Below are 20890 nucleotides of genomic sequence, written 5' to 3'. Positions count from 1 at the left end.
GACACCATGAGTTACGAAGTCCTGAAGCACATCGACGCGATGGCGGACGATCTGTTCGCCGAAGGTGTGGAAGCCGAGCGGCTCGGCCGTCTCGCGGACGGGACCGCCGAGAAGATGAAGGAGGCCGGCTCGATCCGCATGCTCCAGCCCCGCGAGTTCGGCGGTTTCGAGTCGCACCCGAGGGAATTCGCGGAGACCGTGATGCGCACGGCCGCGCTGAACCCCTCCGCGGGATGGGTACACGGCATCGTGGGTGTGCATCCCTGGCAGCTCGCCTTCGCGGATCCCCGCGTGCAGCAGGAGATCTGGGGTGAGGATCCGGACACCTGGATGGCGTCGCCCTACATGCCGGGTGGCATCGTCACCCCGGTCGACGGCGGCTTCCGGTTCTCGGGCAACTGGCAGTTCTCCTCCGGCACGGACCATTGCGACTGGGCCTTCCTCGGCGCCTTCGTCGGTAACCCGGACGGCTCGGTGGCGCAGCCTCCGAAGATGGCGCACGTCATCATCCCGCGCACCGACTACCGGATCGTCGAGGACTCCTGGGATGTGGTGGGCCTGCGGGGTACCGGGTCGAAGGACGTGGTGGTCGAGGACGCGTTCGTTCCCGAGTACCGCGTCATGTACTACGACGACCTGATCGACGGCAGTGCGGTGGCCCGCTACGGCCGCACCGAGACTCTCTACAAGCTGCCCTGGTCGACGGCCTTCCCGCTGGGCATCACCGCCGCCACGATCGGCATCTGCGAGGGACTGGTGCTGCACGCGGACGTCTACCAGGCCGACCGGATCAACGCGCAGGGCACCGCAGTCAAGGACGATCCGTACACGATGTACGTGTTCGGTGAGGCCGTCGCCGATCTGCGGGCCGCACGCGATTCGCTGCTGTCGAACGTCGACCGGATCTGGGATCTCGTCGACTCGGGGCAGACCCCGACGTTCGAGCAGCGCGCCGCGAGCCGGCAGACGCAGGTCCAGGCGGCGTGGCGGGCGGTGAACGCGATCGACCGCATCTACCCGCGCTGCGGTGGGAACGCGCTGCGGATGGACAAGCCCCTGCAGCGGTTCTGGCGCGACGCCCACGCCGGCCTGCACCACGCGATCCACCAGCCGGGGACGGTGCTGCACGCCGCGACCCTCAGCCGCCTCGGCGCGGACCCGCAGGGTCCGCTGCGGGCGATGATCTGACCGATTCGAGTTCAGCCGGGAGACGACAGTGTCCGACATCAAGAGTTTGGGCTACATCAAGATTCAGACCGACGACATGGACCGGTGGCGGACCTTCGCGTTCGACGTCCTCGGGTTCGCCGAGGGGTCGGGACCGGAACCCGATGCCCTGTACCTGCGCATGGACGAGCGCACGGCACGCATCGTGGTCGCCCCCGGCGACAGCGACCGGGTGGTCGACGTCGGTTGGGAGGTGCGCGATCATGCGGCGCTGGCGCGGGTGCGACGCTCCGTGGAGGCCGCCGGCGTCGCCGTGAAGGTGCTCTCGGCCGAAGAGGCGGACGCTCGGCGCGCCGAGGAGGTGATCGCCTTCCAGGACCCCTCCGGCACCTCCGTCGAGGTGTTCCACGGTCCCGTCCTCGACCACAGTCCGGTGGTGACGCCGTACGGTGATCGATTCGTCACGGGCGCACAGGGTCTCGGGCACGTCGTACTTCCGGTCACCGATCCCGAAGCCACGTTCGGGTTCTACACCGAGGTGCTCGGCTTCCTGCCCCGCGGCGCCTTCCGCCTGCCGACGCCTCCCGAGGTCGGGCCGATGCGCATCCGGTTCCTCGGCGTGAACCAGCGACACCACAGCCTGGCGCTCATGCCCGTCCCCGCAGGCAAGGACCCCGGCCTGATCCACATCATGGTGGAGGTCGACACCCTCGATGCCGTCGGCCGGGCCCTCGACCGGGTGACGCGTGAGGGGTATTCCGTCTCGTCGACGCTGGGTCGGCACACCAACGACAAGATGGTGTCCTTCTACGTCCGCGCTCCCGGGGGTTGGGACATCGAGTACGGCACCGACGGGATGGCGGTCGACGAGCGGTACTACACCGCGGAGGAGATCACCGCCGACAGCTACTGGGGACACGACTGGTCCGGCAGCGAGCCACTCGGCGTGATGTCCTGATCGCCGCGACGGCCGGGCCCCGCACGACCGCCGTGCGGGGCCTCGCCACGCCCGGATCGGTGACGCACTTCACAACGCGTCCGTGATGTGACACTATTTCTAATCGAAATAGCCAGCTCATCCGCGCATGTGAGTGAGGAGCCTCCGTGACGATTCCCGCCACCCCCGCCACCCCCAGTGCCGTCATCGACCGGGTGGGTCTCGTCCTCGACACGTTCGACGAGACCGGACGGCTGACGCTCGCCCAGATCGTCCGCCGCACCGGTCTCCCCCGTTCGTCGGTGCACCGCATCCTCGAGCGCCTGGTCGAACTGCGATGGTTGCGGCGCGAGGGCCGCGAGTACGCACTCGGGCTGCGGCTGATGGAACTGGGATCCCTCGCCGTGCACCAGGACGGCCTGTGTGCCGCCGCACGCCCCCACCTGCACGAGCTGCACCGCGCCACCGGACTGGTCGTCCACCTCGCGGTCCTCGACGGCACCGACGTCGTCTATCTCGACAAACTCGGGGGACGCCTCGACAGCGCCGTCCCGACCCGCGTCGGGGGGCGCCGGCCCGCACCGCACGCCGCCCTGGGTAAGGCGCTGCTCGCGTACGCCGGCGCCCAGGGCGCCGAGTTCGAACGCATCCGGGAGACGGGGGTTGCGTACGAACGCGGACAGGCCGTGCCGGGGCTCGGGTGCATCGCCGTTCCCGTCGGTCCCGTCGGCTCCGCTCCCGCCGCGGTCTCCGTGTGCGGGCCGTTGCAGCACATGCCGTTCGACCACCGGCTCAGCGGACGCGTGCGCATGGCAGCCACCGCGACCTGGCGCGGGTACGACCGGCAGCGCTTCGCTGCCGCATCCCGGCGCCCCCGGCTGCACTCTGCCTGACCAAACCCCGGCGCCTGACCAAACCCCGGCGCCCAACCCACCCCCGGCGCCCGACCGACCCCCGGCGCCTGACCAACCCCCGGCGCCCGACCGCTATTCGGCGGGAGCCGGTCCGTCACCGCCGTCCTCGTCGTGAGCGCTCAGCGTCTGCTCCACGGTGCGCCAGCTACCTCGCCGCCGCGGCTGCGGAACACCGTTCTCGTCGATGTCGCTGCGCGCGAATCGCGCTGCCGCCTCGTCGATCTCGTCGAGCAGCTCCTCGAACAGCGCGATCTCCGTACGAAAGTAGCGCTCGGACCAGCGCAGGCTCAGCAACGGGAACGCCCAGCTCGGTTCGACGTCCGAATGGTCCGCGTAGTTCCGGACGCGCCCGAGGTTCTCCTCGAGATTGGCGATGTGATCCCGCACGATCGACTTCAGCTTCTCGGGTTCGTTGAGGTGACCCAGGTACATACGCAGCATCACCCCGTGCTTGAGCACCGGAGCCTCGACCGGAGCCTCCCGCGACCATGCCCGGACCGCCCCCACGCCGGTCGGCGTGATCGAGTAGACACGCCGGCTGCGGGCCCCGGGCTCGGAGATCGATCGCGACCGCACGAATCCCAGCTTCTCGAGTTTCTTCAGCTCCCCGTACACCTGGCTGACCGACGGACTCCAGTAGAAGAAGCTCAGGCTCCAATCCGCCCACTTCTTCACGTCGTTGCCCGTCATCTCCTCCCCCAGTGCCAGAACCCCCAGCACCGCCCAACTCGTCGCGGGTAGACCGGGATACGCGGCAGGAGCGGAATCGGACACCCCGCGAGCCTAACAACCCCGCCACCCTCGACCACCTGCGCCGATCTCCCGCTCCGCGGGCTGCACCGATCTCCCGCTCCGCGGGCTGCACCGATCTCCCGCTCCGCGGGCTGCACCGATCTCCCGCTCCGCGGGCTGCGCCGACCTCCCGCTCCGCGGGCTGCGCCGATGTCCCGCTCCGCGGGAGACGAGCCCCCACTGCGGCGGCCGCGCCGTTAGCGTCCGGGAGAGCAGCCGCGAGAACCGACAGGAGCGTCCACGATGACCGACCTCGCCACCCGTACGGACCACATCCGCGCCACCGTCACGGCCTACCTCGCCGCCGTCGCGAACGGCACCGCCGACGAGATCACCGCCCTCTACGCGCCCGACGCCACCGTCGAGGATCCGGCCGGCAGCGAACCGAAGGTGGGTCACGAGGCCATCCGGGCGTTCTACCGCGCGGTGGAGAAGACCCGGAACGAAACGGAGCTGCTGACGCTCCGCATCACCGACGCCGGCGCCGCCTTCCACTTCCGGGTGGTCACCGAAGCCGACGGGCAGCGCTACGAGATCGAACCCATCGATGTCATGACGTTCGACGAGAACGGCCTCGTCACGAGCATGCGGGCCTTCTGGGCCCCGGCCGACATGCGCCGGAACTGAGAGGGTCCGTCGTGCACCCCGTCACCTGCCGCACCTGCGGCAACCGCGTCCTCGCCGAGAAGTACAGTCCCGTCCACACGAGCATCCAGTGGCTCACCGACGCCGCACGGTCGTGCGCGCGCTTCCGCGCCGACGCCGAGCACGGTCGCGCCGCACTCCACACCTGCGCCGACCTGCGCGAGACCGTCGACGAGCTCGCCGACCGCGGTGAACTGCCGATCACCGCTCGCAGCTGCCCCACGCCCGGCCGGCTCGACTGACCGCGTCGTCCGAACCCGACCGGTCACCGCCGTCGCGCTCCCGCCGACCGGGAGCATTTGCATCGCACGCACCGGCATGACGGACACTGGACACAGACCTACCCGAGAGGAGCCTCGATGGCCGCGGAACACACGGTGCTCGATCCCCGGACCATGCGCGACGTGCTGGGCAACTTCTGCACCGGCGTCACCGTCGTGACCGGCCACGACGGCCGTGAACCGCTGGGATTCGCGTGCCAGTCGTTCGCGTCGGTGTCGCTGGATCCACCGCTCGTGTCGTTCTGCCCCGCCCGCACGTCGCAGACCTGGCCGAAAATCCGGGAGATCGGCACCCTCGCGATCAACGTCCTGTCCCACGACCAGCGCGATACGTGCATGGCGTTCGCCGTCAGCGGCGGCGACAAGTTCACCGGCGTGGACTGGACGCGCGGGGACAACGGCGCACCCGCGCTCGCGGGCGCCCTGGCCCGGATCGAGGCGGTGGTCGAGGCCGAGCACGACGCCGGGGACCACACCATCGTCGTCGCCCGCGTCACCGGGCTCACCGCGCTGCACGACGACGGCCCGCTGCTGTTCTACCGCGGCGGCTTCGGGCGGTACACGACCGAGGCGATCCTCGACGAGGAGACCGCCACCGACGTGAACCCGGTGCGGTGACCGGCGACGAGGCGCACGTCACGGAATAGCGGACCGGCCGGGGTGGTTGGACCGATCGTGTGCCCGGATCCCGACACCGGGCCCCGGACACGCGAAGGATCCCGGTGACCACACCACTATCGATTCTCGACCTGGCTCACATCGGCCGTGGCGAAACCGCGCGCGACAGCTTCGCCGCGAGCGTGGACATGGCGCAGCGCGCCGAGCAGTGGGGCTACCACCGCATCTGGTACGCCGAACACCACAACATGCCGACCATCGCGTCGTCGGCCACCAGCGTGCTGATCGCGCACGTCGCCGCGCACACCTCCACCATCCGGCTCGGCGCCGGGGGCATCATGCTGCCCAACCATTCGCCGCTGACCATCGCCGAACAGTTCGGCACCCTCGAGACGCTGCACCCGGGCCGCATCGACCTCGGTCTCGGTCGCGCCCCCGGCAGCGACCAGAACACGCTGCGGGCGTTGCGCCGCGACCCGTCGTCGGCCGACAGCTTCCCGCAGGACGTGCTCGAGCTGCAGGCCTACCTGCGCGGGCAGTCCCGCATCCCGGGCGTCGACGCCGTCCCCGGCAAGGGCACGAACGTGCCGCTGTACATCCTCGGCTCCTCGCTGTTCGGGGCGAAACTCGCCGCGCTGCTCGGCCTTCCGTACGCGTTCGCGTCGCACTTCGCGCCGCAGGCGCTCGAGGACGCCGTCGCGCTGTACCGGCGCGAGTTCCAGCCGTCCGAGCAACTGTCCGAGCCGTACGTCGTCGCGGGCGTCGGCGTGATCGCCGCGGACACCACGGACGAGGCGGACGCCCTGTTCGAGGCCACCAAGCGGCAGCGCATCCGGCAGATGCTCGGCCGGGGCCGCACGTTCACCGACGAGGAAGTCGAGATGCTGCTCGACGCCCCCGCCGGGCAGCAGGTGCTGCAGATGCTGCGCTACACCGCCGTCGGTACCCCGGGTGAGGTGCGCGACTATCTCGACCGCTTCACCGAGCGCGCGCAGGCCGACGAACTGATCGTCGTGTCGTCGGCGCCGGGCCGCAAGGCGTGGCTGCGCTCGCTCGAACTGCTGGCCCAGGTCAGCGGGCTCGTCCCGGCCTGAGGGCCGTTCCGTCGGGCTCGGCGGCCGGGACGGTGACGATCACCGTCGTCCCGTCGCCGGGCGCCGACCGCACCACGGCGGTACCGCCGACGGACTCGACGCGCAGCACGTGCGACGCCAGTCCGATGTGTCCCTGCCCGACCCGGTCGGGAAGCGTCGCCGGGTCGAACCCGCAGCCGTCGTCGGCCACCTCGAGCACCATGTCGGGGCCGCGGCGCACCAGCCGCACCCGCACCGACGTCGCCTTCGCATGCTTGACGACGTTTCCGAGCAACTCCCTCGCCACGGAGAACAGCAGCGCCTCCTCGCGCGGGAAGGACCCGTCGACGACGACGTCGACGGCGAACCCGCCGCGTCGCGCGCTCTGCTCGGCCAGCTCGCGCAGCGCAGTGGCGAGCCCGAGCTGCGACAGCACCTGCGGGTGCAGCGTCGTCACGGTCGAGCGCAACTGCCGGGCGGCCTCGCGCAGCGCGGTGTCCGCGGCGAGCAGCGCGTCGTCGGGACGCCGCTCGCCGGCTTCCTCCACGTCCAGGCGGGCGGCGAGCACGTTCTGCAGCGGACCGTCGTGCAATTGTTCGGCGAGCAACTGCCGTTCGCGGCTCTCCGCGTCGAGGGCCTCGGTGACGAGCCGTCGCCGCGTAGCCAGCAGCGCGGCAACCGCGTCCGCCCGGTGCGCGAGCACCACGGACAGACCGGTCATCGCGGCAGCCAGCCACACCATGAAACCGAAGTAGAGGTACACCACCGCGGGCAGATCGACACCGTCGTCCCGGACCGCGTAGAACAACCACACGAGCAGGAAGCCTGTGGCGGTGGCGACGCCGACCGCCGCCGTCCACCAGGGCCGGTGCAGGAACGTGACGGTGACGGGCAGCAGGAAGAACACCGGCAGGAGCACCGACGTCGCACCGCCGGAGGCGGCACACAGGCCGAGCAGCGCGACGATGTCGACCAGCGTGGGAGCCCACCACGAGTGCCGGACGGGCCCGCGGAGCACCAGAACGAGCCACCCGAGCGCCGCGAGGGCGTAGCCGGTGAGGACGGTCAGGAACAGGACGGGCAGCCAGTGCGCCACCACGATCACCGGGCCCACCAGGGCCATGAGTGCGATCAGCGGCAACCGCAGCATCGCCACCCAGCGGACCGTGTCGCCGGAGTAGTCCCCGACCGCGGCGTCCCGGTCGCTCACTCGAGCATTCCCCGGCGCATCGCCTCCGCGACCGCCGCGGCCCGATCGGACACCCCGAGCTTTTCATAGAGGCGCTGCACGTGTGTCTTCACCGTCGACGGCGCCAGGTACAGCTGCGCCGCGATCGACGGAACGGACCGGCCCTGGGCGATCATCGTCAACACCTGCCGTTCCCGGTCGCTGAGAACAGGCCCGGACGGTTCGCTGCGCCGGCGCACCTCCGCGACCAGTCCGGAGGCCAGCTCCGGGGGAAGCACGTCCCGGCCGTCCGCGCAGTCGAGCACCGCCGCGACGATCTCGGCGCGCGTCGACTCCTTGGGCAGGAATCCGCACGCGCCCTCCTGCAACGCGTGATAGACGATCGCGGCGTCGTCGTGCGCGGACAGCAGCAGCACCCGCGTGGGCAACCCGTCGCGCCGGACGGCGGCGGCCACCGCGGCACCGTCGAGGTGCGGCATGCGGTAGTCGAGCAGGGCCACGTCCGGCCGACGGGTGCGGATCAGATCCAGGGCGGCGGCACCGTCCCCGGACTCGCCGATCACCTCGATCCGTTCGCTGCCGGACAATGCCCGCACCACCCCGTCGCGGAACAGGGGGTGGTCGTCGCCGACCACCACGCGCACGGGCATACCTCATCGTGGCACGGGCACGCTTTCCGTGTCCCCCGGTCGGGGGACACGGGAATTCCTCCTCGCCGCATCCCGTCGGGGGACAGACCGGCGCCGGGAAGCGGCGCATAGTTGGGGCATCCCCGAGCAGGAGGGTCCCGAGCATCCGATGCACACCCGCAACCCGGTCGCGTGCCCCAGCATCGCACTCACCATCAGGAACGACACGAGCGAGCCGATGGTGCTGCGCGACAGCGCGTTGCCCGAGGGCCGGTGGATTCTTCCACCGCCGCCGTCGCTGCGGCCCGGCGAAGCCGCGACCGTCGCCGCGAGCACCGGCGACGACCTCGGGATCGGGATCCGGCTGACGTATTCACTACCCGGCGGCGCCCGCGCGATCTTCCTCGCCCAGACGTACCGATACGGCGACAGCAGCGTCGACGGCACCCGCATCGAACCGGACGAGGGATACGTCGTCCACACGCAGATCGACCGGCGCTTCCCGCACATGTGCGCGCACTACTCGGTGTCGCTTCCGGACCCCACCTGACAGCCGAACGGCCGCACCGCGTAACGACCGAATGTCACATCGCGTCGATCGAATCGACGCGATGTGACATTCGGCCACAACGGTATCGGGTGAATGCAGGGGCTGACCGGGGCTACCTGTCGCGCTGGTGCTTCGGCTTCCAGACCACCAGCGCGTTGCTGCGCGGTATCGGCACCAGCGCCCGGCGCGACGCGTGCAGCTGCGCGATCTCGGCTGCCATTTCCGTCACCCGCTGCTGCAGGGCCTCGACCTGATTGGTCAGCTCGATGATCCGCTTGATACCCGCGAGGTTCACGCCCTCGTCCTGCGACAGGCGCTGCACCTCACGCAGCAGCGCCACGTCGCGGGGCGAGTAACGGCGTCCACCACCGCGGGTGCGGTGCGGGGTGACCAGACCGAGCCGGTCGTAGTTGCGCAGTGTCTGCGCGTGCATGCCGGCCAGTTCCGCCGCCACCGAGATCACGTAGACCCGGGCGTCGGGGTCCATCGGCGAATCGTTCCGGTTGCGGTTCTCGCTCATCATGCACCTGCCCAGCCCGCCCGTGGATCGAAGCCGTTCGCCTGCTCCGCGTGCATGTACGCCCGCAGCGCTTCGATCGCCTGATCGTCCAGATGCTGGGGCACGGCCACCTTGACCGTCACCAGCAGATCACCGGCGCCGCCCCCGCGCTTCGGGACGCCGCGCCCGCGCACCCGCAGCACCCGCCCGTCGGCGGTGCCGGCCGGGATCTTCAGCCCGACCCGTCCCTCCAACGTGGGAACCGAGACGGTGGTGCCGAGCACCAGTTCGCCGTAGCTGACCGGCAGGACCAGCGTCAGGTCGTCGCCGTCGCGGCCGAAGACCTTGTCGGCGCGGACGTGCACGGTGACGAACAGGTCACCGGACGGGGCGCCGCGCAGTCCCGCCTCGCCCTGGCCGGCCAGCCGGATGCGCTGGCCGTCCCGGACCCCGGGTGGGATCCGCACCGTGATGGTGCGGGTGCGGTTCTGGACACCGGACCCCCGGCAGTCGGTGCACGGCTCGTCGATGATCGAACCGGTGCCCCGGCAGTCGTCGCACGGTTCGGAGAATCCGAACGCACCCTGGTTGCGCGAGACGATGCCACTTCCGTTGCAGCGCGGGCACACCCGCGGGCTGGTGCCGGGACGGGCACCGCTGCCGTGGCAGGTGGTGCACGGCGCCGGGTTGGTCAGCCGCAGCGGGACGGTCACCCCGAGCGCTGCGTCGCGGAAGTCCAGCGTCGTCTCCGCGTCCACGTCCGACCCGCGACGGGGTCGCGACGTGGTGCGCGCGCCTCCACCGCCGCCGCGGTTGAACAGACCGCCGAACAGATCGCCGAGACCGGGGTCGCCGGCCCCACCTCCCCCGCCGCCGAACAGGTCGCCGAGATCGAAGGTGGTGGTGCCGCCGGAGAACCCTCCGCTACCGGCACCGGGACGGAATCCGCCGCCGAAGCCGCCGGAGGCGAACATCTGGCGGGTCTCGTCGTACTCCTTGCGCCTGGCCGGATCGGACAGCACGGCGTACGCCTCGCTGACCGCCTTGAAGCGCTCCTCCGTCTTGGTGTCCCCGGGGTTGGCGTCGGGATGCAGGTCCCGTGCCAGCTTGCGGTAGGCCTTCTTGATGTCGTCGGCCGACGCGTCGGAGGAGACACCCAGCTCCTTGTAGAAGTCCTTCTCGATCCACTCCCTCTGGCTCACCGGGTGTCTCCTCCTCTCGCTTCTTCTCTGTACTTACTCGTTGTCCGCACCGGAATCCGGCTTTTCGGCCGGTGCGTCGCCCGAGGGGACCGTGTCCGTCACGGTCACCATCGCGTGCCGCAGGATCCGCTCACCGAGCCGGTATCCCTTGCGCAGCACCGTGTCGAGCACCGGATTGGCGCCGTCGCCCTCCATGTGCACGGCCTCGTGGATCTCCGGGTCGAAGGCGTCGCCCGGGTCACCGAAGGCCTGGAGCCCCAGGCCCGACAGGACGCCGGTCAGCTTGTCCGCCACCGACTTCAGCGGCCCCTGCTCGAGGTCGCCGTGCGCGCGGGCCCGGTCGAGGTCGTCCACGACGTCGAGCAGCTGGGTGACCACCGAGGCCTTGGCCGCCTCGGTCGTGGCCACCCGCTCGCGCTCCACCCGACGCCGGTAGTTGGCGTACTCGGCGGTGAGGCGCTGCAGGTCCGCGGTGCGCTCGGCCAGCTGAGCCGATTCGGGCGACGGCTCGGCCGCGAGCGCGGCCTCCTCGTGTTCTCCCGCAGCCGGAGCTTCGGTGTCCGCCTCCTCCACAGGCTGCGACCCGGCGTCCGGGTCGCGCACCTCGAAGGTGTCGGGGTCGATCCGACGCTTGTCGGTGACGGTCACCGGCTCCTGCTCGGGCTGCCCCGCCGTCACTTCTTCTCCGAGTCGGTCGGCTCGTCGACGACCTCGGCGTCGACGACGTCGTCCGAGCCCGCAGCCGCGCCGTCACCGGCGGCAGCACCCGCGTCGGCGGCCTGCGACTCGTACAGGGACTGACCGAGGGCCTGCGACTCCGTCGCGAGCTTCTCGACGGCGGTCTTCACCGCACCGATGTCGGTGCCGGCGAGGGCGTCCTTGGTCTCCTTGATCGCGGCCTCGACCTTGCCCTTGGCGTCGGCAGCGACCTTGTCCGCGTTCTCCTGCAGGAACTTCTCGGTCTGGTGCACGAGCGACTCGGCCTGGTTGCGGACCTCGGCCTCCTCGCGACGCTTGCGGTCCTCCTCGGCGTGCGCCTCGGCGTCCTTGATCATCCGGTCGATCTCCTCCTTGGAGAGGCCGGAGCCCTCCTGGATCTTGATCGTGTTCTCCTTGCCGGTGCCCTTGTCCTTCGCGGTGACGTGCACGATGCCGTTGGCGTCGATGTCGAAGGTCACCTCGATCTGGGGGACGCCGCGCGGAGCCGGGGCGATGCCTCCGAGTTCGAACGAGCCGAGCAGCTTGTTGTGCGCCGCGATCTCGCGCTCACCCTGGAAGACCTGGATCTGCACCGACGGCTGGTTGTCGTCGGCCGTGGTGAAGGTCTCCGACCGCTTGGTCGGGATGGTGGTGTTGCGCTCGATGAGCTTGGTCATCACGCCGCCCTTGGTCTCGATGCCGAGGGACAGCGGGGTGACGTCGAGCAGCAGCACGTCCTTGACCTCGCCCTTGAGGACGCCGGCCTGGAGGGCGGCGCCGACGGCGACGACCTCGTCCGGGTTCACGCCCTTGTTGGGCTCACGGCCACCGGTCAGCTCGCGTACCAGGTCGGTGACGGCGGGCATACGGGTCGAGCCGCCGACCAGGACGACGTGGTCGATGTCCTTGACGGAGATGCCGGCGTCCTTGATGACCTGCTGGAACGGCGCGCGGGTGCGGTCGAGGAGATCGGAGGTGATCTTCTGGAACTCGCTGCGCGAGAGCTGCTCGTCGAGGAACAGCGGGTTCTTGTCCGCGTCGACCGTGATGTACGGGAGGTTGATCGACGTCGACTGCGAGCTCGACAGCTCGATCTTCGCCTTCTCCGCGGCCTCGCGCAGACGCTGCAGTGCCATCTTGTCCTTGGTCAGGTCGACGCCGTGCTGCGCCTTGAACTTCTCGACCAGCCAGTCGACGACGCGCTGATCCCAGTCGTCGCCGCCGAGGTGGTTGTCGCCGGAGGTCGCGCGGACCTCGACGACGCCGTCGCCGATCTCGAGCAGGGACACGTCGAAGGTGCCGCCGCCGAGGTCGAAGACCAGGATGGTCTGTTCCTTCTCACCCTTGTCCAGGCCGTAGGCGAGGGCGGCAGCCGTGGGCTCGTTGACGATGCGCAGCACGTTCAGACCGGCGATCTGCCCGGCCTCCTTGGTGGCCTGGCGCTGCGCGTCCTCGAAGTAGGCGGGGACGGTGATGACGGCGTCGGTGATCTCCTCACCGAGGTAGGCCTCGGCGTCGCGCTTGAGCTTCATGAGCGTGCGCGCGCTGATCTCCTGGGAGGTGTACTTCTTGCCGTCGATCTCCACGCTCCAGTCGGTGCCGATGTGGCGCTTGACCGAACGGATGGTGCGATCGACGTTGGTGACCGCCTGGTTCTTGGCGGGCTGGCCGACCAGCACCTCGCCGTTCTTGGCGAAGGCCACGACCGACGGGGTGGTGCGCGATCCCTCGGAGTTCGCGACGACTACGGGCTCGCCGCCCTCCAGCACGGAAACGACGGAGTTGGTGGTTCCGAGGTCGATACCGACCGCACGAGCCATAGTGCTTCTCCATTCTTCGCTGCGGCACGTCCGTGCCACATGGGTGTTCATGCACAACCTGAGCCGATCCGACTCAGCTGAGCGCAGTCGACTCAAGCTTGCACCCGCTGGGAATCCCCAGTCAAGTCAAAGTTGAGTCGCAGTCGCTCAAGTTGTCTGCCTTCTCCAACGGCACACCACCGCAGGTTGTTCCCATCGTGATTCGCATCACACGAAATGCCGGAAGCTACGATCCCGGGGTGAGCACACGTCCGCAGCCGCCGCGCCCGGAGTTCTCGGTCACCCCGCTCCGCACCGCCGACACACCCGGCCCGCGCATCGGCGCCGCGGTCTCGGCCTGGGTCCTGTCGTTCGTCGTCTTCGCCGGTCTCCTCGGCGCCGTCTACCTCGACCGCGAATCCGTCCGGGACGCCCTCGAGCAGTCCCTGCGCAGCGCCAACCCCGGCACCACCGCCGAGAGCATCGCCGACACCGTCACCCTCACCCTCGCCGGCTTCGCCGCCGCCGGCCTGCTCCTCGTCGCGCTCGCCGCCGTCTTCCTCGAACTGCTGCGCCGCGGCCGGCCCTGGGCCCGCCCCGCGCTCGCCGTCGTCTCCGCCGCCACCGTCGCCACGGCCGTCGCCGCCCGCAGCGTCCTCGCCGACGCCGGCGACGCCACCGCCGGCGTCCTGCTGTGGGCTCCCCTGCTGTGGGCCGGGCTCACCGTCGTCGGCGCCGTCGCGGCCTGGCGTCGCTGACCTCACCTCTCGTGGCGCGCGAAAGTGCCGTTTGCGCTCGTTCTTACGCGCGCAAGAGGCACCGACGCGCGCAAGGAGTTGTCCACAACCGGCGCCTTCGTCCACAGATCCCGCCCGCACGCGCGCTGAGCGCGCATCACGGACGGAGGTAGACCGCACGCTGAGCGGTATGAACAACCCGACTCCACTACGGCGCGCGGCCCTGATCGCCTCCGGACACACACCTGCCGAACTACGCCACGCCCTGCGAACGGGACGACTACGGAAGATCGCTCCGGGCATCTATCTTCGCCGGGACGAGACCGACGGCCTCGACGACGTGGACCGGCATCGGCTGCGCCTGGAGGCCGTGGCTCCCACGCTGGACGCCGACGCGGTCTTCAGCCACGTCTCGGCCGCCGTCCTCCACGGCTTCGACCTGTGGAACGTGGACCTCTCCCGCGTGCACGTCACCCGTGGACGCACGTCGGGGGGCCGCCGGACCCCCCACCTGCACGTCCACGTCGGTGGCTGTGCCGCCGACGAGATCGCCACGTGCGACGGACTGCCGGTCACCTCCGCCGCCCGCACCGTCGTCGATCTGGCCCGCACCCTGCCCGCGGACCGCGCCACGGTGATCGGCGACTCGGCACTGCGCCTGCGCCGTGTCGACCCCGGCGCCCTGTCCGCCGCGGTGGCATCCGCGGGGTCGAAGGCCGGCGTCGCCTCCGCCCGGCGGGTGGTGCCCTTCCTGGACGGACGTAGCGAAAGCCCGGGTGAATCCCTCAGCCGGCTGCGGATGCTCGAAATCGGGATGCCCCGGCCGCAGTTGCAGCACGAGCTGCGGACCGGCGAAGGCCAGTTCGTCGCGCGCACCGACTTCTACTGGGAGGGAATCGCCGGCGAGTTCGACGGCATGGGAAAGTACGGTGCCGACGAGCCCGGTGCGACCGCCGAGATCGTCCGCCGGGAAAAGCTGCGGGAGGACGCCATCCGGCAGCTCGGCTTGGAGGTGATCCGGTGGACGTGGCCGGATCTGTTCCGTTTCCATATCGTGCAGGCGCGGTTCGAACAGGCGGCACAGCGGGCGCGACGTTGAAGCCCACGAGCCTTGCGCGCGAAAGTGTCTCTTGCGCGGGTTCTTACGCGCGCAAGAGGCACCGACGCGCGCATCAGCCTGCGACGTCGGCGAGGATGCCCTCGCCGCTGCGGGCCGCCACGCTGCACGCGTTCGCGGTGAACCGGTCGAGCAGGGGGTGCTCGGCGCGGGCGCGCCAGGTGCGGACGGCGGCGACACCCGCGGCGTGGATCTCGGCGACGGTCGCATCCGGCGCGAGACCAAGGCGCTGGGCCGGGCCGATACCGAAACCACCGATCAGCCGCTGCAGTTCGAGCACGTCGTCCTCGCTCAGCGTGACCCGGGTCGAGCGCAGACGGCCGAGCAGGCGCAGCTCGGTGAAACCGTGGACGTCGGCGAGCAGCCGCTGCACGGAGGCGAGCAGAGGGCCGTCGTGGTGGGCGCGCAGGACCCGTTCGAGCGACATCAGCGCCGAATGGGCCTTGAGCTGATCGGCGCGCTGGCCGAACTGCACGTCGATCACCTGGCGCAGCTCGTCGAGCCCGCTGCGCGCCACCAGTTCCGCGGCCAGCGTCGGCGAGTCCCGCACGCCGAGACCGATCAGCGTGACGGCCATGCGAATCCCGAACAGGCCGAACCGGTCGACGAGGTGCGCCCGGGTGCCCGGGTCGACGGGCAGCGCGATGTCGGGACGAGCGAACCGATCCGCCGACAGCATCGCCACCTGGAGGTCCTGCGACGGCACCCGCGCGAGCGCCTCGAACGCGGCGAACTCGCTCTGCCGCAACGTCCGCGCGCCCAGCGCGAGCAGCCCCGCGACCGGCACCACGGCCTGGCACAGTCCGGTGCGCTCGAGCTCGCCGGCGAACCGGGCCGCAACCTCCTTGGCCGACATCATCGCGTCCATCCGGCCCGCGCCGACCTCGTCGGCACGCGAGACCACACCGATCACGCCGAGCGGGCCGGATTCGCCGCCCACGTGCTGGCCGATCCGGCCGAGGAACTGCACGTCGGCGGCCCCGAGAGTGCGCATGAGGTAGACGACGGCGTCGGCGCCGGAGGCGTCGTCGTCGGGGGTCAGCAGCTCGAACGTCCGGGCCGAGACGTCCTGGGACAGCGACGACGTGCCCGGCGTGTCGATGATCGTGGTCTGGGACAGCGCACTGGCCGGCCATTCGACGTCGATCCGGTCCACCCGGTCCGCGGTCAGCTCACCGAGATCGAAGGTGAGCCGGCCGTCGCGGCGCTGCACCGGCACCGGCAGGATCCGGTCGCCGTCGTAGTGCGCGGTGACCGAGGGGGTCGAGCCGCTGCGGTACCACGTGACGACGCGTGTGCACTCGGTGGCATCGGTGGGGGCGATGTCCTGCCCGACGAGGGCGTTGAGCAGCGTCGACTTGCCGGCCTTGAGGGATCCGGCGAGCGCGACGCGCAGTGGCTGTTCGAGCCGCGCCGCGCACAGCGCAAGCTGCTCGGCGGCGCGTGGGTCGCTTCCGTACCGGGCACGCGCGGCCGCGACGAGTTCGCGGGCCTGCTCGACACTCACGCGTCGACCCCGGCCAGCTGTGCGGCCCGTTCGCGCAGCGTGGTCAACGCCCGCACGTGCGTCTCGAGTTCGGCGACGCGACGCTGCCGCTGCGCTTCCTCGACCGTCGCGGCCTCCTGCGCGGCGCGCAGCGACTCCGACAGCGACCGCAACGTCTGCTCGGCCAGCTCGGTGAAGTGGTCGCGCAGCTGGCGCTGGATCAGCCGGAGCCGGTCCTTCGACTCCTTGCCCACCTGGAACCCGACGTCGTCGGTGAACTTGCGAACGGCGACCTTGGCGTCCGCGCGGCGCTTGGCGATGCGTGCCTGTTTGTCGTCGCGATAGGCCTTGGTGCCGAGCACAACTCCCGCGCCGACGGAGATCGGGTTGACCAGGGCCATACCCATGAGCGTGGTGATCAGCCCGAACATGAGCACGCCGCCGTAGGAGCCCTTCATTCCCACCAGCATCTTCTGGCCGACACCGATGCGGCCCGATTCGAGGTCCGAGAGCCGGGAGACGGGCTCGAGCAGTCCCTCGAGGTCGCCGAGGTGCAGATCGGGCAGGTCCACGGCACCGCTGTCGGCGAAGTGCCCCGCGACGACCTCGGCGAGCCACACCGAACGCTCGTGGGCCCACACGAAGTTGTCGCCGACGGACTCGGCGACCTGATCCCCGAGCCATTCCCCGATCCGGGGCCACTCCTCGCCCGGGTCGCATTCGTCGACGGTGGCTTCGGCCTCGCGGGTGACGCGGCGCAGCCGGTCCCGCAGGTCGTGGTCGATGTCGGCGGCGAGGTCGGCGATCCCGTCGGCCAGGGTCTGCTGCCACTGGGCGGCCCGCGTACGCAGCGCCTCCGCGGCGGCCTTGGCCCGCTGCAGTTCCGCGACGGCCGCCGCACCGGTCTCGGGATCGCGCAGCGCCGCGAGCTCGCTGCCCAGACTCAGGGCGACGTGCTCGACGACCGACTTCACGTCCAGCGCGACGGAACGCCGGGCGACGTCGGCCCCGCGCGCGACGACCCGCTCGCGGAGGAACCCGTAGACCGATTCGAAGCCCGACTCCTCGTGCAGCGACGCGTCGTCGAGGCGCAGGGCGTGACTGCGCAGCAGCGACGAGACGGGCAGCAGGGGCACATCGAGGTCCGCGCGCTGCAGGTGCCCACGGTCCGCGGCGACGATCTCGCGCCAGTGCGGGTACAGGTCCGTCTTGGTGATCAACACTGCCGCGGCCGGGCACAGCTGCAGCACCTGCCGCAGGAAGCTCAGTTCCGGCTCGGTGAACTCCTGACTGGCGTCGGAGACGACGAACACCGCGTCGGCCGCCGGCAGCAGTCCCAATGTCGCTGCGGCGTGCGGGTTTCCGTGCCCACCGACACCGGGCGTGTCGACGAGGACGAGTCCGTCGGCGAGCAGCGGGCTCGGCACGTTCACCTCGAGGCGGAGCACCTCGCGGCCACCCGCGCGCGGCGTGGCGGGCGTGACGCGCTGCAGCTCGTCGACGGGCAGGTCCACCCGGACGGGATCACGGCCGGGCTCGGCGAGCACGAGTTCGGCGAAGGTGCGGTCCGCGTTCTGCACGACGGTGGGGACGGCGGTGGTCTCGTCGTCGCCGACCGAGCACACCTCGAGGTTGAGGAGCGAGTTCACGAATTGGCTCTTGCCCTGTTTGAGCTGGCCGACGACGACGACCCGCAGGCGTGGGTCGACGACGCGGGTGCGCGCCGCCTCGAGCCTGGCGGCGAGGTCTCCGCGCTCGGCGGCGCGGATGTGTTCGGCGGCCGCGTCGATCAGGTCGACGAGGGCCGCGCGGCGAGCGGCGGCATCTGCGGAGGACGTGTGCATGGTGATCGCTTCGACTCGCCTTCTGTCGGAGTGCGGGCTGCACCGAGATTATGTCCTCTGCGAAGAACGCCGGCCCCGCGTGGTGCACGCGGGGCCGGCATCGGGGTCCGTGCAGTGAGTCAGCCGAGGAAGGTGTCGAAGTCCGGGTCGGTGTCCGCGCCGGCGCCGGCGTCGATCCCACCGTGCAAGTCGGCGCCGGTTTCGGCGGAACCGAACAGGCCGCCGGTGCCGCCGGCGCTGCCGAAGACGTCGCCGGCGTCGATCGACGACCAGGCACCGGTCGCGCCGTCGGCGGTGCCCGAGAGCTGGCCGCCGAGCTGCGAGGTGCTCTCGACCGCACCGCCGAGGCCGGCACCGAGCGAGCCGCCGGCGTCGGCCGCGCCCTCGATACCGCCGGTGACGGCGCCCTCGACACCGCCGGTGACGGCGCCCCCGAGCTGCGACGCGCCGCCCGCGGCGCCTTCGAGGCCGGCGCCGAGGCTGCCGCCCAGGTCGGTCGCGCTGTCCAGGCCACCGGTGAGCTCGCCACCCAGGTCGGTCGCCCCGCCGAGACGACCGGTCAGGCCCCCACCAAGACCCGCACCCAGATCCGCGGCACTGTCGAGACCACCGGCCAGGCCCCCACCGAGACCCGCACCCAGATCCGCGGCGCTGTCGAGACCACCGGTCAGGCCCCCACCGAGACCCGCTCCCAGATCCGCGGCGCTGTCGCGGCCACCGGTCAGTCCACCGGCCAGCTCCCCGCCCAGGTCGGCCGCCCCGCCGAGACCCCCGGTCAGGCCCCCACCGAGACCCGCTCCCAGATCCGCGGCGCTGTCGAGTCCACCGGTCAGTCCACCGGCCAGCTCCCCGCCCAGGTCGGCCGCCCCGCCGAGACCACCGGTCAGGCCCCCACCGAGTCCGGCGCCGAGGTCGGCGACGGTATCCAGGCCACCGCTCAGACCACCGGCGAGATCGCCCGCCGCCTCGCCGCCGCCGGCGAGCTGCCCGCCGAGGTCGAGCGCACCGTCGAGGGCGTAACCGAGCTGACCCGTCAGGTCGGCGTCGACGCCCAGACCGCCGCCGATAGCGGTGGCCAGCTGCGAACCGAGGTCCGCGGTGGAGTCGACGGTGCCACCGAGGCCCGCCTCGAGCACGCCACCGAGCGCGGAACCGAGGTTCGCGCCGGCCTCCCCGCCGACGGAGAACGCGGAGCCGAGCACCGCGGACAGGGTGCCGTCGGCACTCGATTCGACGGATGCGGACAGGTCGAGCGCGACGTCGAGGGCGTTGCCGAGTTCGAGGGTGGCAGAGTTCTCGAGGCCGAGTGCGCCGCCGAGCAGCCCGCCGACCGCGGTGCCGAGGTCCAGGCCGCCGGTGGCGTCGCCGCCGAGGAGGGCCCCGAGGTCGATGCCCCCGACGAGCCCTCCGTCGGCGCCGGCCTCGAGCACGGCACCGAGCGTGCCGCCGAGATCACCGGCGACGGAGCCGCCGGCCTCGAGCAGCGCAGACAGCGAGGCACCGAGTCCGGCGGTGACGCCGGTGAGAGCGTCGAGGTCCAGACCACCGGCGAGGCCGGTTCCGAGCTCGAGGACGGAGTCGAGGGCGCCACCGAGCTGGGCGGTGAGTTCGGTGCCCAGGCCGAGCGCGCCGCCGAGGGTCGCGCCGACGGCCGTCGCGAGATCCGCGCCCCCGGCGAGTGCCGCCTCGACGGCGGCGGAGAAGTCACCGCCCGCGGCGAGTGCCGTGTCGAGCACCCCGCCCAGCGCCCCACCGAGCTGGCCACCGAGCTCGCCACCGACCCCGAAGGCGGCTTCGAGCGCACCGGACAGGTCGAGCGCCGTCCCCGCCGTCGCCCCGAGCGCGGCATCGAGCGCCGCGCCCAGATCGGCGACGACGCCGGTTGCGGCATCGAGTCCGAGGCCGCCGGCGAGTGCACCGGAGAGCACCGCGCCCAGGTCGAGGTCGCCCGCCAGGTCGAGGGCACCGGAACCGATGCCGCCGAGGGCACCGCCCGCACCGAGGGCCGCGCCGAACGCCGCGCCGAGTGCGGCACCGAGTTCGCCGCCGAGTTCCAGGGCCGCGCCCAGCGTGCCGGTGAGGCCGGCGGCCAGCTCGGCCGCGAAGTCGGTGTCGATGCCGAGCCCGCCGCCGAGTCCACCGCCGACGGCACCGGCGAGACCGAGGCCGGCACCGCCGGCGAGACCGAGGCCCGCACCGCCGGCCAGACCCCCGGCGAGACCTCCGGCCGCACCGGCACCGATGGCGCCGGCCGCGCCCGCCGCCCCGCCGAGTGCCGCGGTGAGTTCGGCGGCCGTGCCCGCGAACAGTCCGCTGTCGGCGACCAGGGGTGCGACGGCGACGATGTCGGCGTGGCACACGTCGGCCAGTCCGGCCTGGGCCAGGGCGGCGTCGGGGTTCGCGCAGTAGCGGGCGAGGGCCTCCTCGTCGCGCAGCAGGCTGAGAATGAAGTCGAGCACAGCGTTGGTGGACATCGCATCTCCTGGGGTCGGTGTTCTGCGATTCACGCTACGAACGGCCGGTCCCCCGCCCAAGGGGGCCGAGACCCCCATCGGTCCGGGGCCCGTACGGGGGTGCGCGTTAGGGGATCGGGGCGGACAGGGGGATCGCCCCCGCACCAGGGTCGAAGGTCTCGTATCGGGCTAACGAGATCGTGTCCGATGACGACATTCAACGCGACACGGCGGACACGTCCGCCCCGAACAGGGAGCG

20 protein-coding genes are annotated in these 20890 nt (G+C 71.3%); 10 read left to right on the top strand and 10 right to left on the bottom strand.

Translation table 11 applies throughout. The annotated features are described in order from the left end of the window. Positions 1-6 precede the first annotated feature (6 nt). The 3 genes from QYS60_RS02810 to QYS60_RS02800 all read left to right on the top strand — a co-directional run bounded on the left by QYS60_RS02810 (position 7) and on the right by QYS60_RS02800 (position 2997). Positions 7-1188 (top strand): hydroxylase, encoded by a 1182-nt coding sequence (locus QYS60_RS02810; RefSeq protein WP_371382386.1) that lies wholly within the window; start codon positions 7-9, stop codon positions 1186-1188. Positions 1189-1216: 28 nt separating this feature from the next. Then, on the top strand, positions 1217-2125 hold the full coding sequence (bphC, locus tag QYS60_RS02805) for a biphenyl-2,3-diol 1,2-dioxygenase (RefSeq protein WP_371382385.1): 909 nt from the start codon (positions 1217-1219) through the stop codon (positions 2123-2125). A 146-nt stretch (positions 2126-2271) separates the two neighbouring features. Then, entirely contained in the window at positions 2272-2997 is a 726-nt protein-coding gene (locus tag QYS60_RS02800; protein ID WP_371382384.1) for an IclR family transcriptional regulator, read from the top strand. A gap of 93 nt (positions 2998-3090) precedes the next feature. On the opposite strand, the gene QYS60_RS02795 is transcribed toward QYS60_RS02800, so the two are convergent. After that, the gene (locus QYS60_RS02795; RefSeq protein WP_371382424.1) at positions 3091-3738 is read right to left on the bottom strand and encodes a PadR family transcriptional regulator; all 648 of its coding nucleotides are present in this window, start codon (positions 3736-3738) and stop codon (positions 3091-3093) included. Positions 3739-4053: 315 nt separating this feature from the next. Here QYS60_RS02795 and QYS60_RS02790 point away from each other — a divergent pair, with 315 nt between their 5' ends. From QYS60_RS02790 to QYS60_RS02775, 4 genes are all read left to right on the top strand, one after another. Then, the gene (locus QYS60_RS02790; protein WP_003938399.1) at positions 4054-4437 is read left to right on the top strand and encodes a nuclear transport factor 2 family protein; all 384 of its coding nucleotides are present in this window, start codon (positions 4054-4056) and stop codon (positions 4435-4437) included. A gap of 11 nt (positions 4438-4448) precedes the next feature. Next, a complete protein-coding gene (locus QYS60_RS02785) occupies positions 4449-4697 on the top strand; it encodes a hypothetical protein (protein ID WP_054372661.1) in 249 nt (82 codons plus the stop codon). Positions 4698-4814: 117 nt separating this feature from the next. Beyond that, a complete protein-coding gene (locus QYS60_RS02780) occupies positions 4815-5354 on the top strand; it encodes a flavin reductase family protein (protein ID WP_371382383.1) in 540 nt (179 codons plus the stop codon). A gap of 104 nt (positions 5355-5458) precedes the next feature. Beyond that, positions 5459-6448: an LLM class flavin-dependent oxidoreductase gene (locus QYS60_RS02775; protein WP_054372660.1), complete on the top strand. Its 990-nt coding sequence runs from the start codon at positions 5459-5461 to the stop codon at positions 6446-6448. Here QYS60_RS02775 and QYS60_RS02770 read toward each other — a convergent pair. After that, a complete protein-coding gene (locus QYS60_RS02770) occupies positions 6426-7637 on the bottom strand; it encodes a sensor histidine kinase (protein WP_371382382.1) in 1212 nt (403 codons plus the stop codon). The genes QYS60_RS02775 and QYS60_RS02770 overlap by 23 nt on opposite strands. After that, entirely contained in the window at positions 7634-8266 is a 633-nt protein-coding gene (locus QYS60_RS02765) for a response regulator (protein ID WP_371382381.1), read from the bottom strand. The genes QYS60_RS02770 and QYS60_RS02765 overlap by 4 nt, the downstream gene beginning before the upstream one ends. A gap of 148 nt (positions 8267-8414) precedes the next feature. Between QYS60_RS02765 and QYS60_RS02760 the strand changes: the two genes are divergently transcribed. Next, complete coding sequence (locus QYS60_RS02760; RefSeq protein WP_371382380.1) at positions 8415-8795, top strand: hypothetical protein; 381 nt, start codon at positions 8415-8417, stop codon at positions 8793-8795. Between the two features lie 112 nt (positions 8796-8907). Here QYS60_RS02760 and QYS60_RS02755 read toward each other — a convergent pair whose 3' ends face one another. Genes QYS60_RS02755 through dnaK form a run of 4 tightly spaced genes read right to left on the bottom strand, consistent with a single transcriptional unit; the run spans position 8908 to position 13015 of the window. Beyond that, complete coding sequence (locus QYS60_RS02755) at positions 8908-9315, bottom strand: heat shock protein transcriptional repressor HspR (RefSeq protein WP_003938406.1); 408 nt, start codon at positions 9313-9315, stop codon at positions 8908-8910. Further along, positions 9315-10496, bottom strand: a complete 1182-nt coding sequence (gene dnaJ, locus QYS60_RS02750; RefSeq protein WP_371382379.1) for a molecular chaperone DnaJ — start codon at positions 10494-10496, stop codon at positions 9315-9317. The genes QYS60_RS02755 and dnaJ overlap by 1 nt, the downstream gene beginning before the upstream one ends. Before the next feature lie 33 nt (positions 10497-10529). Beyond that, complete coding sequence (gene grpE, locus QYS60_RS02745) at positions 10530-11174, bottom strand: nucleotide exchange factor GrpE (protein ID WP_289379443.1); 645 nt, start codon at positions 11172-11174, stop codon at positions 10530-10532. After that, the gene (dnaK, locus tag QYS60_RS02740) at positions 11171-13015 is read right to left on the bottom strand and encodes a molecular chaperone DnaK (protein WP_003938409.1); all 1845 of its coding nucleotides are present in this window, start codon (positions 13013-13015) and stop codon (positions 11171-11173) included. Before dnaK ends, grpE begins: the two co-directional genes overlap by 4 nt. Before the next feature lie 239 nt (positions 13016-13254). Between dnaK and QYS60_RS02735 the strand changes: the two genes are divergently transcribed. Beyond that, positions 13255-13752 carry a hypothetical protein gene (locus tag QYS60_RS02735; RefSeq protein WP_371382378.1) on the top strand — a complete coding sequence of 166 codons (498 nt, stop codon included), beginning with the start codon at positions 13255-13257 and terminating at the stop codon, positions 13750-13752. Between the two features lie 169 nt (positions 13753-13921). Beyond that, on the top strand, positions 13922-14830 hold the full coding sequence (locus QYS60_RS02730; RefSeq protein ID WP_371382377.1) for a hypothetical protein: 909 nt from the start codon (positions 13922-13924) through the stop codon (positions 14828-14830). 73 nt (positions 14831-14903) lie between these two features. On the opposite strand, the gene QYS60_RS02725 is transcribed toward QYS60_RS02730, so the two are convergent. The 3 genes from QYS60_RS02725 to QYS60_RS02715 form a co-directional block, all read right to left on the bottom strand. Further along, on the bottom strand, positions 14904-16355 hold the full coding sequence (locus QYS60_RS02725; RefSeq protein WP_371382376.1) for a dynamin family protein: 1452 nt from the start codon (positions 16353-16355) through the stop codon (positions 14904-14906). Beyond that, positions 16352-18178, bottom strand: coding sequence for a dynamin family protein (locus tag QYS60_RS02720; protein WP_371382375.1), 1827 nt, complete (start codon positions 18176-18178; stop codon positions 16352-16354). Before QYS60_RS02720 ends, QYS60_RS02725 begins: the two co-directional genes overlap by 4 nt. 119 nt (positions 18179-18297) lie before the next feature. Further along, entirely contained in the window at positions 18298-20652 is a 2355-nt protein-coding gene (locus QYS60_RS02715; RefSeq protein WP_371382374.1) for an IniB N-terminal domain-containing protein, read from the bottom strand. Positions 20653-20890: the final 238 nt, after the last annotated feature.

It is taken from the genome of Rhodococcus sp. GXMU-t2271 (genome assembly GCF_041414735.1).
In the GTDB taxonomy this organism is placed as follows: Bacteria; Actinomycetota; Actinomycetes; order Mycobacteriales; family Mycobacteriaceae; genus Rhodococcus; species Rhodococcus indonesiensis.
Note: the sequence above shows the minus strand (reverse complement) of the source record. Positions and strands in the feature narration are given on the sequence as shown.

Bases quoted from the DNA above. Each gene is read 5' to 3' on its own strand.
- QYS60_RS02810 (WP_371382386.1), top strand. From the start codon at position 7: ATGAGTTACGAAGTCCTGAAGCACATCGACGCGATGGCGGACGATCTG.
- QYS60_RS02790 (WP_003938399.1), top strand. From the start codon at position 4,054: ATGACCGACCTCGCCACCCGTACGGACCACATCCGCGCCACCGTCACG.
- QYS60_RS02780 (WP_371382383.1), top strand. From the start codon at position 4,815: ATGGCCGCGGAACACACGGTGCTCGATCCCCGGACCATGCGCGACGTG.
- QYS60_RS02765 (WP_371382381.1), bottom strand. From the start codon at position 8,266: ATGCCCGTGCGCGTGGTGGTCGGCGACGACCACCCCCTGTTCCGCGAC.
- QYS60_RS02760 (WP_371382380.1), top strand. From the start codon at position 8,415: ATGCACACCCGCAACCCGGTCGCGTGCCCCAGCATCGCACTCACCATC.
- QYS60_RS02755 (WP_003938406.1), bottom strand. From the start codon at position 9,315: ATGAGCGAGAACCGCAACCGGAACGATTCGCCGATGGACCCCGACGCC.
- dnaK (WP_003938409.1), bottom strand. From the start codon at position 13,015: ATGGCTCGTGCGGTCGGTATCGACCTCGGAACCACCAACTCCGTCGTT.
- QYS60_RS02730 (WP_371382377.1), top strand. From the start codon at position 13,922: ATGAACAACCCGACTCCACTACGGCGCGCGGCCCTGATCGCCTCCGGA.
- QYS60_RS02720 (WP_371382375.1), bottom strand. From the start codon at position 18,178: ATGCACACGTCCTCCGCAGATGCCGCCGCTCGCCGCGCGGCCCTCGTC.
- QYS60_RS02715 (WP_371382374.1), bottom strand. From the start codon at position 20,652: ATGTCCACCAACGCTGTGCTCGACTTCATTCTCAGCCTGCTGCGCGAC.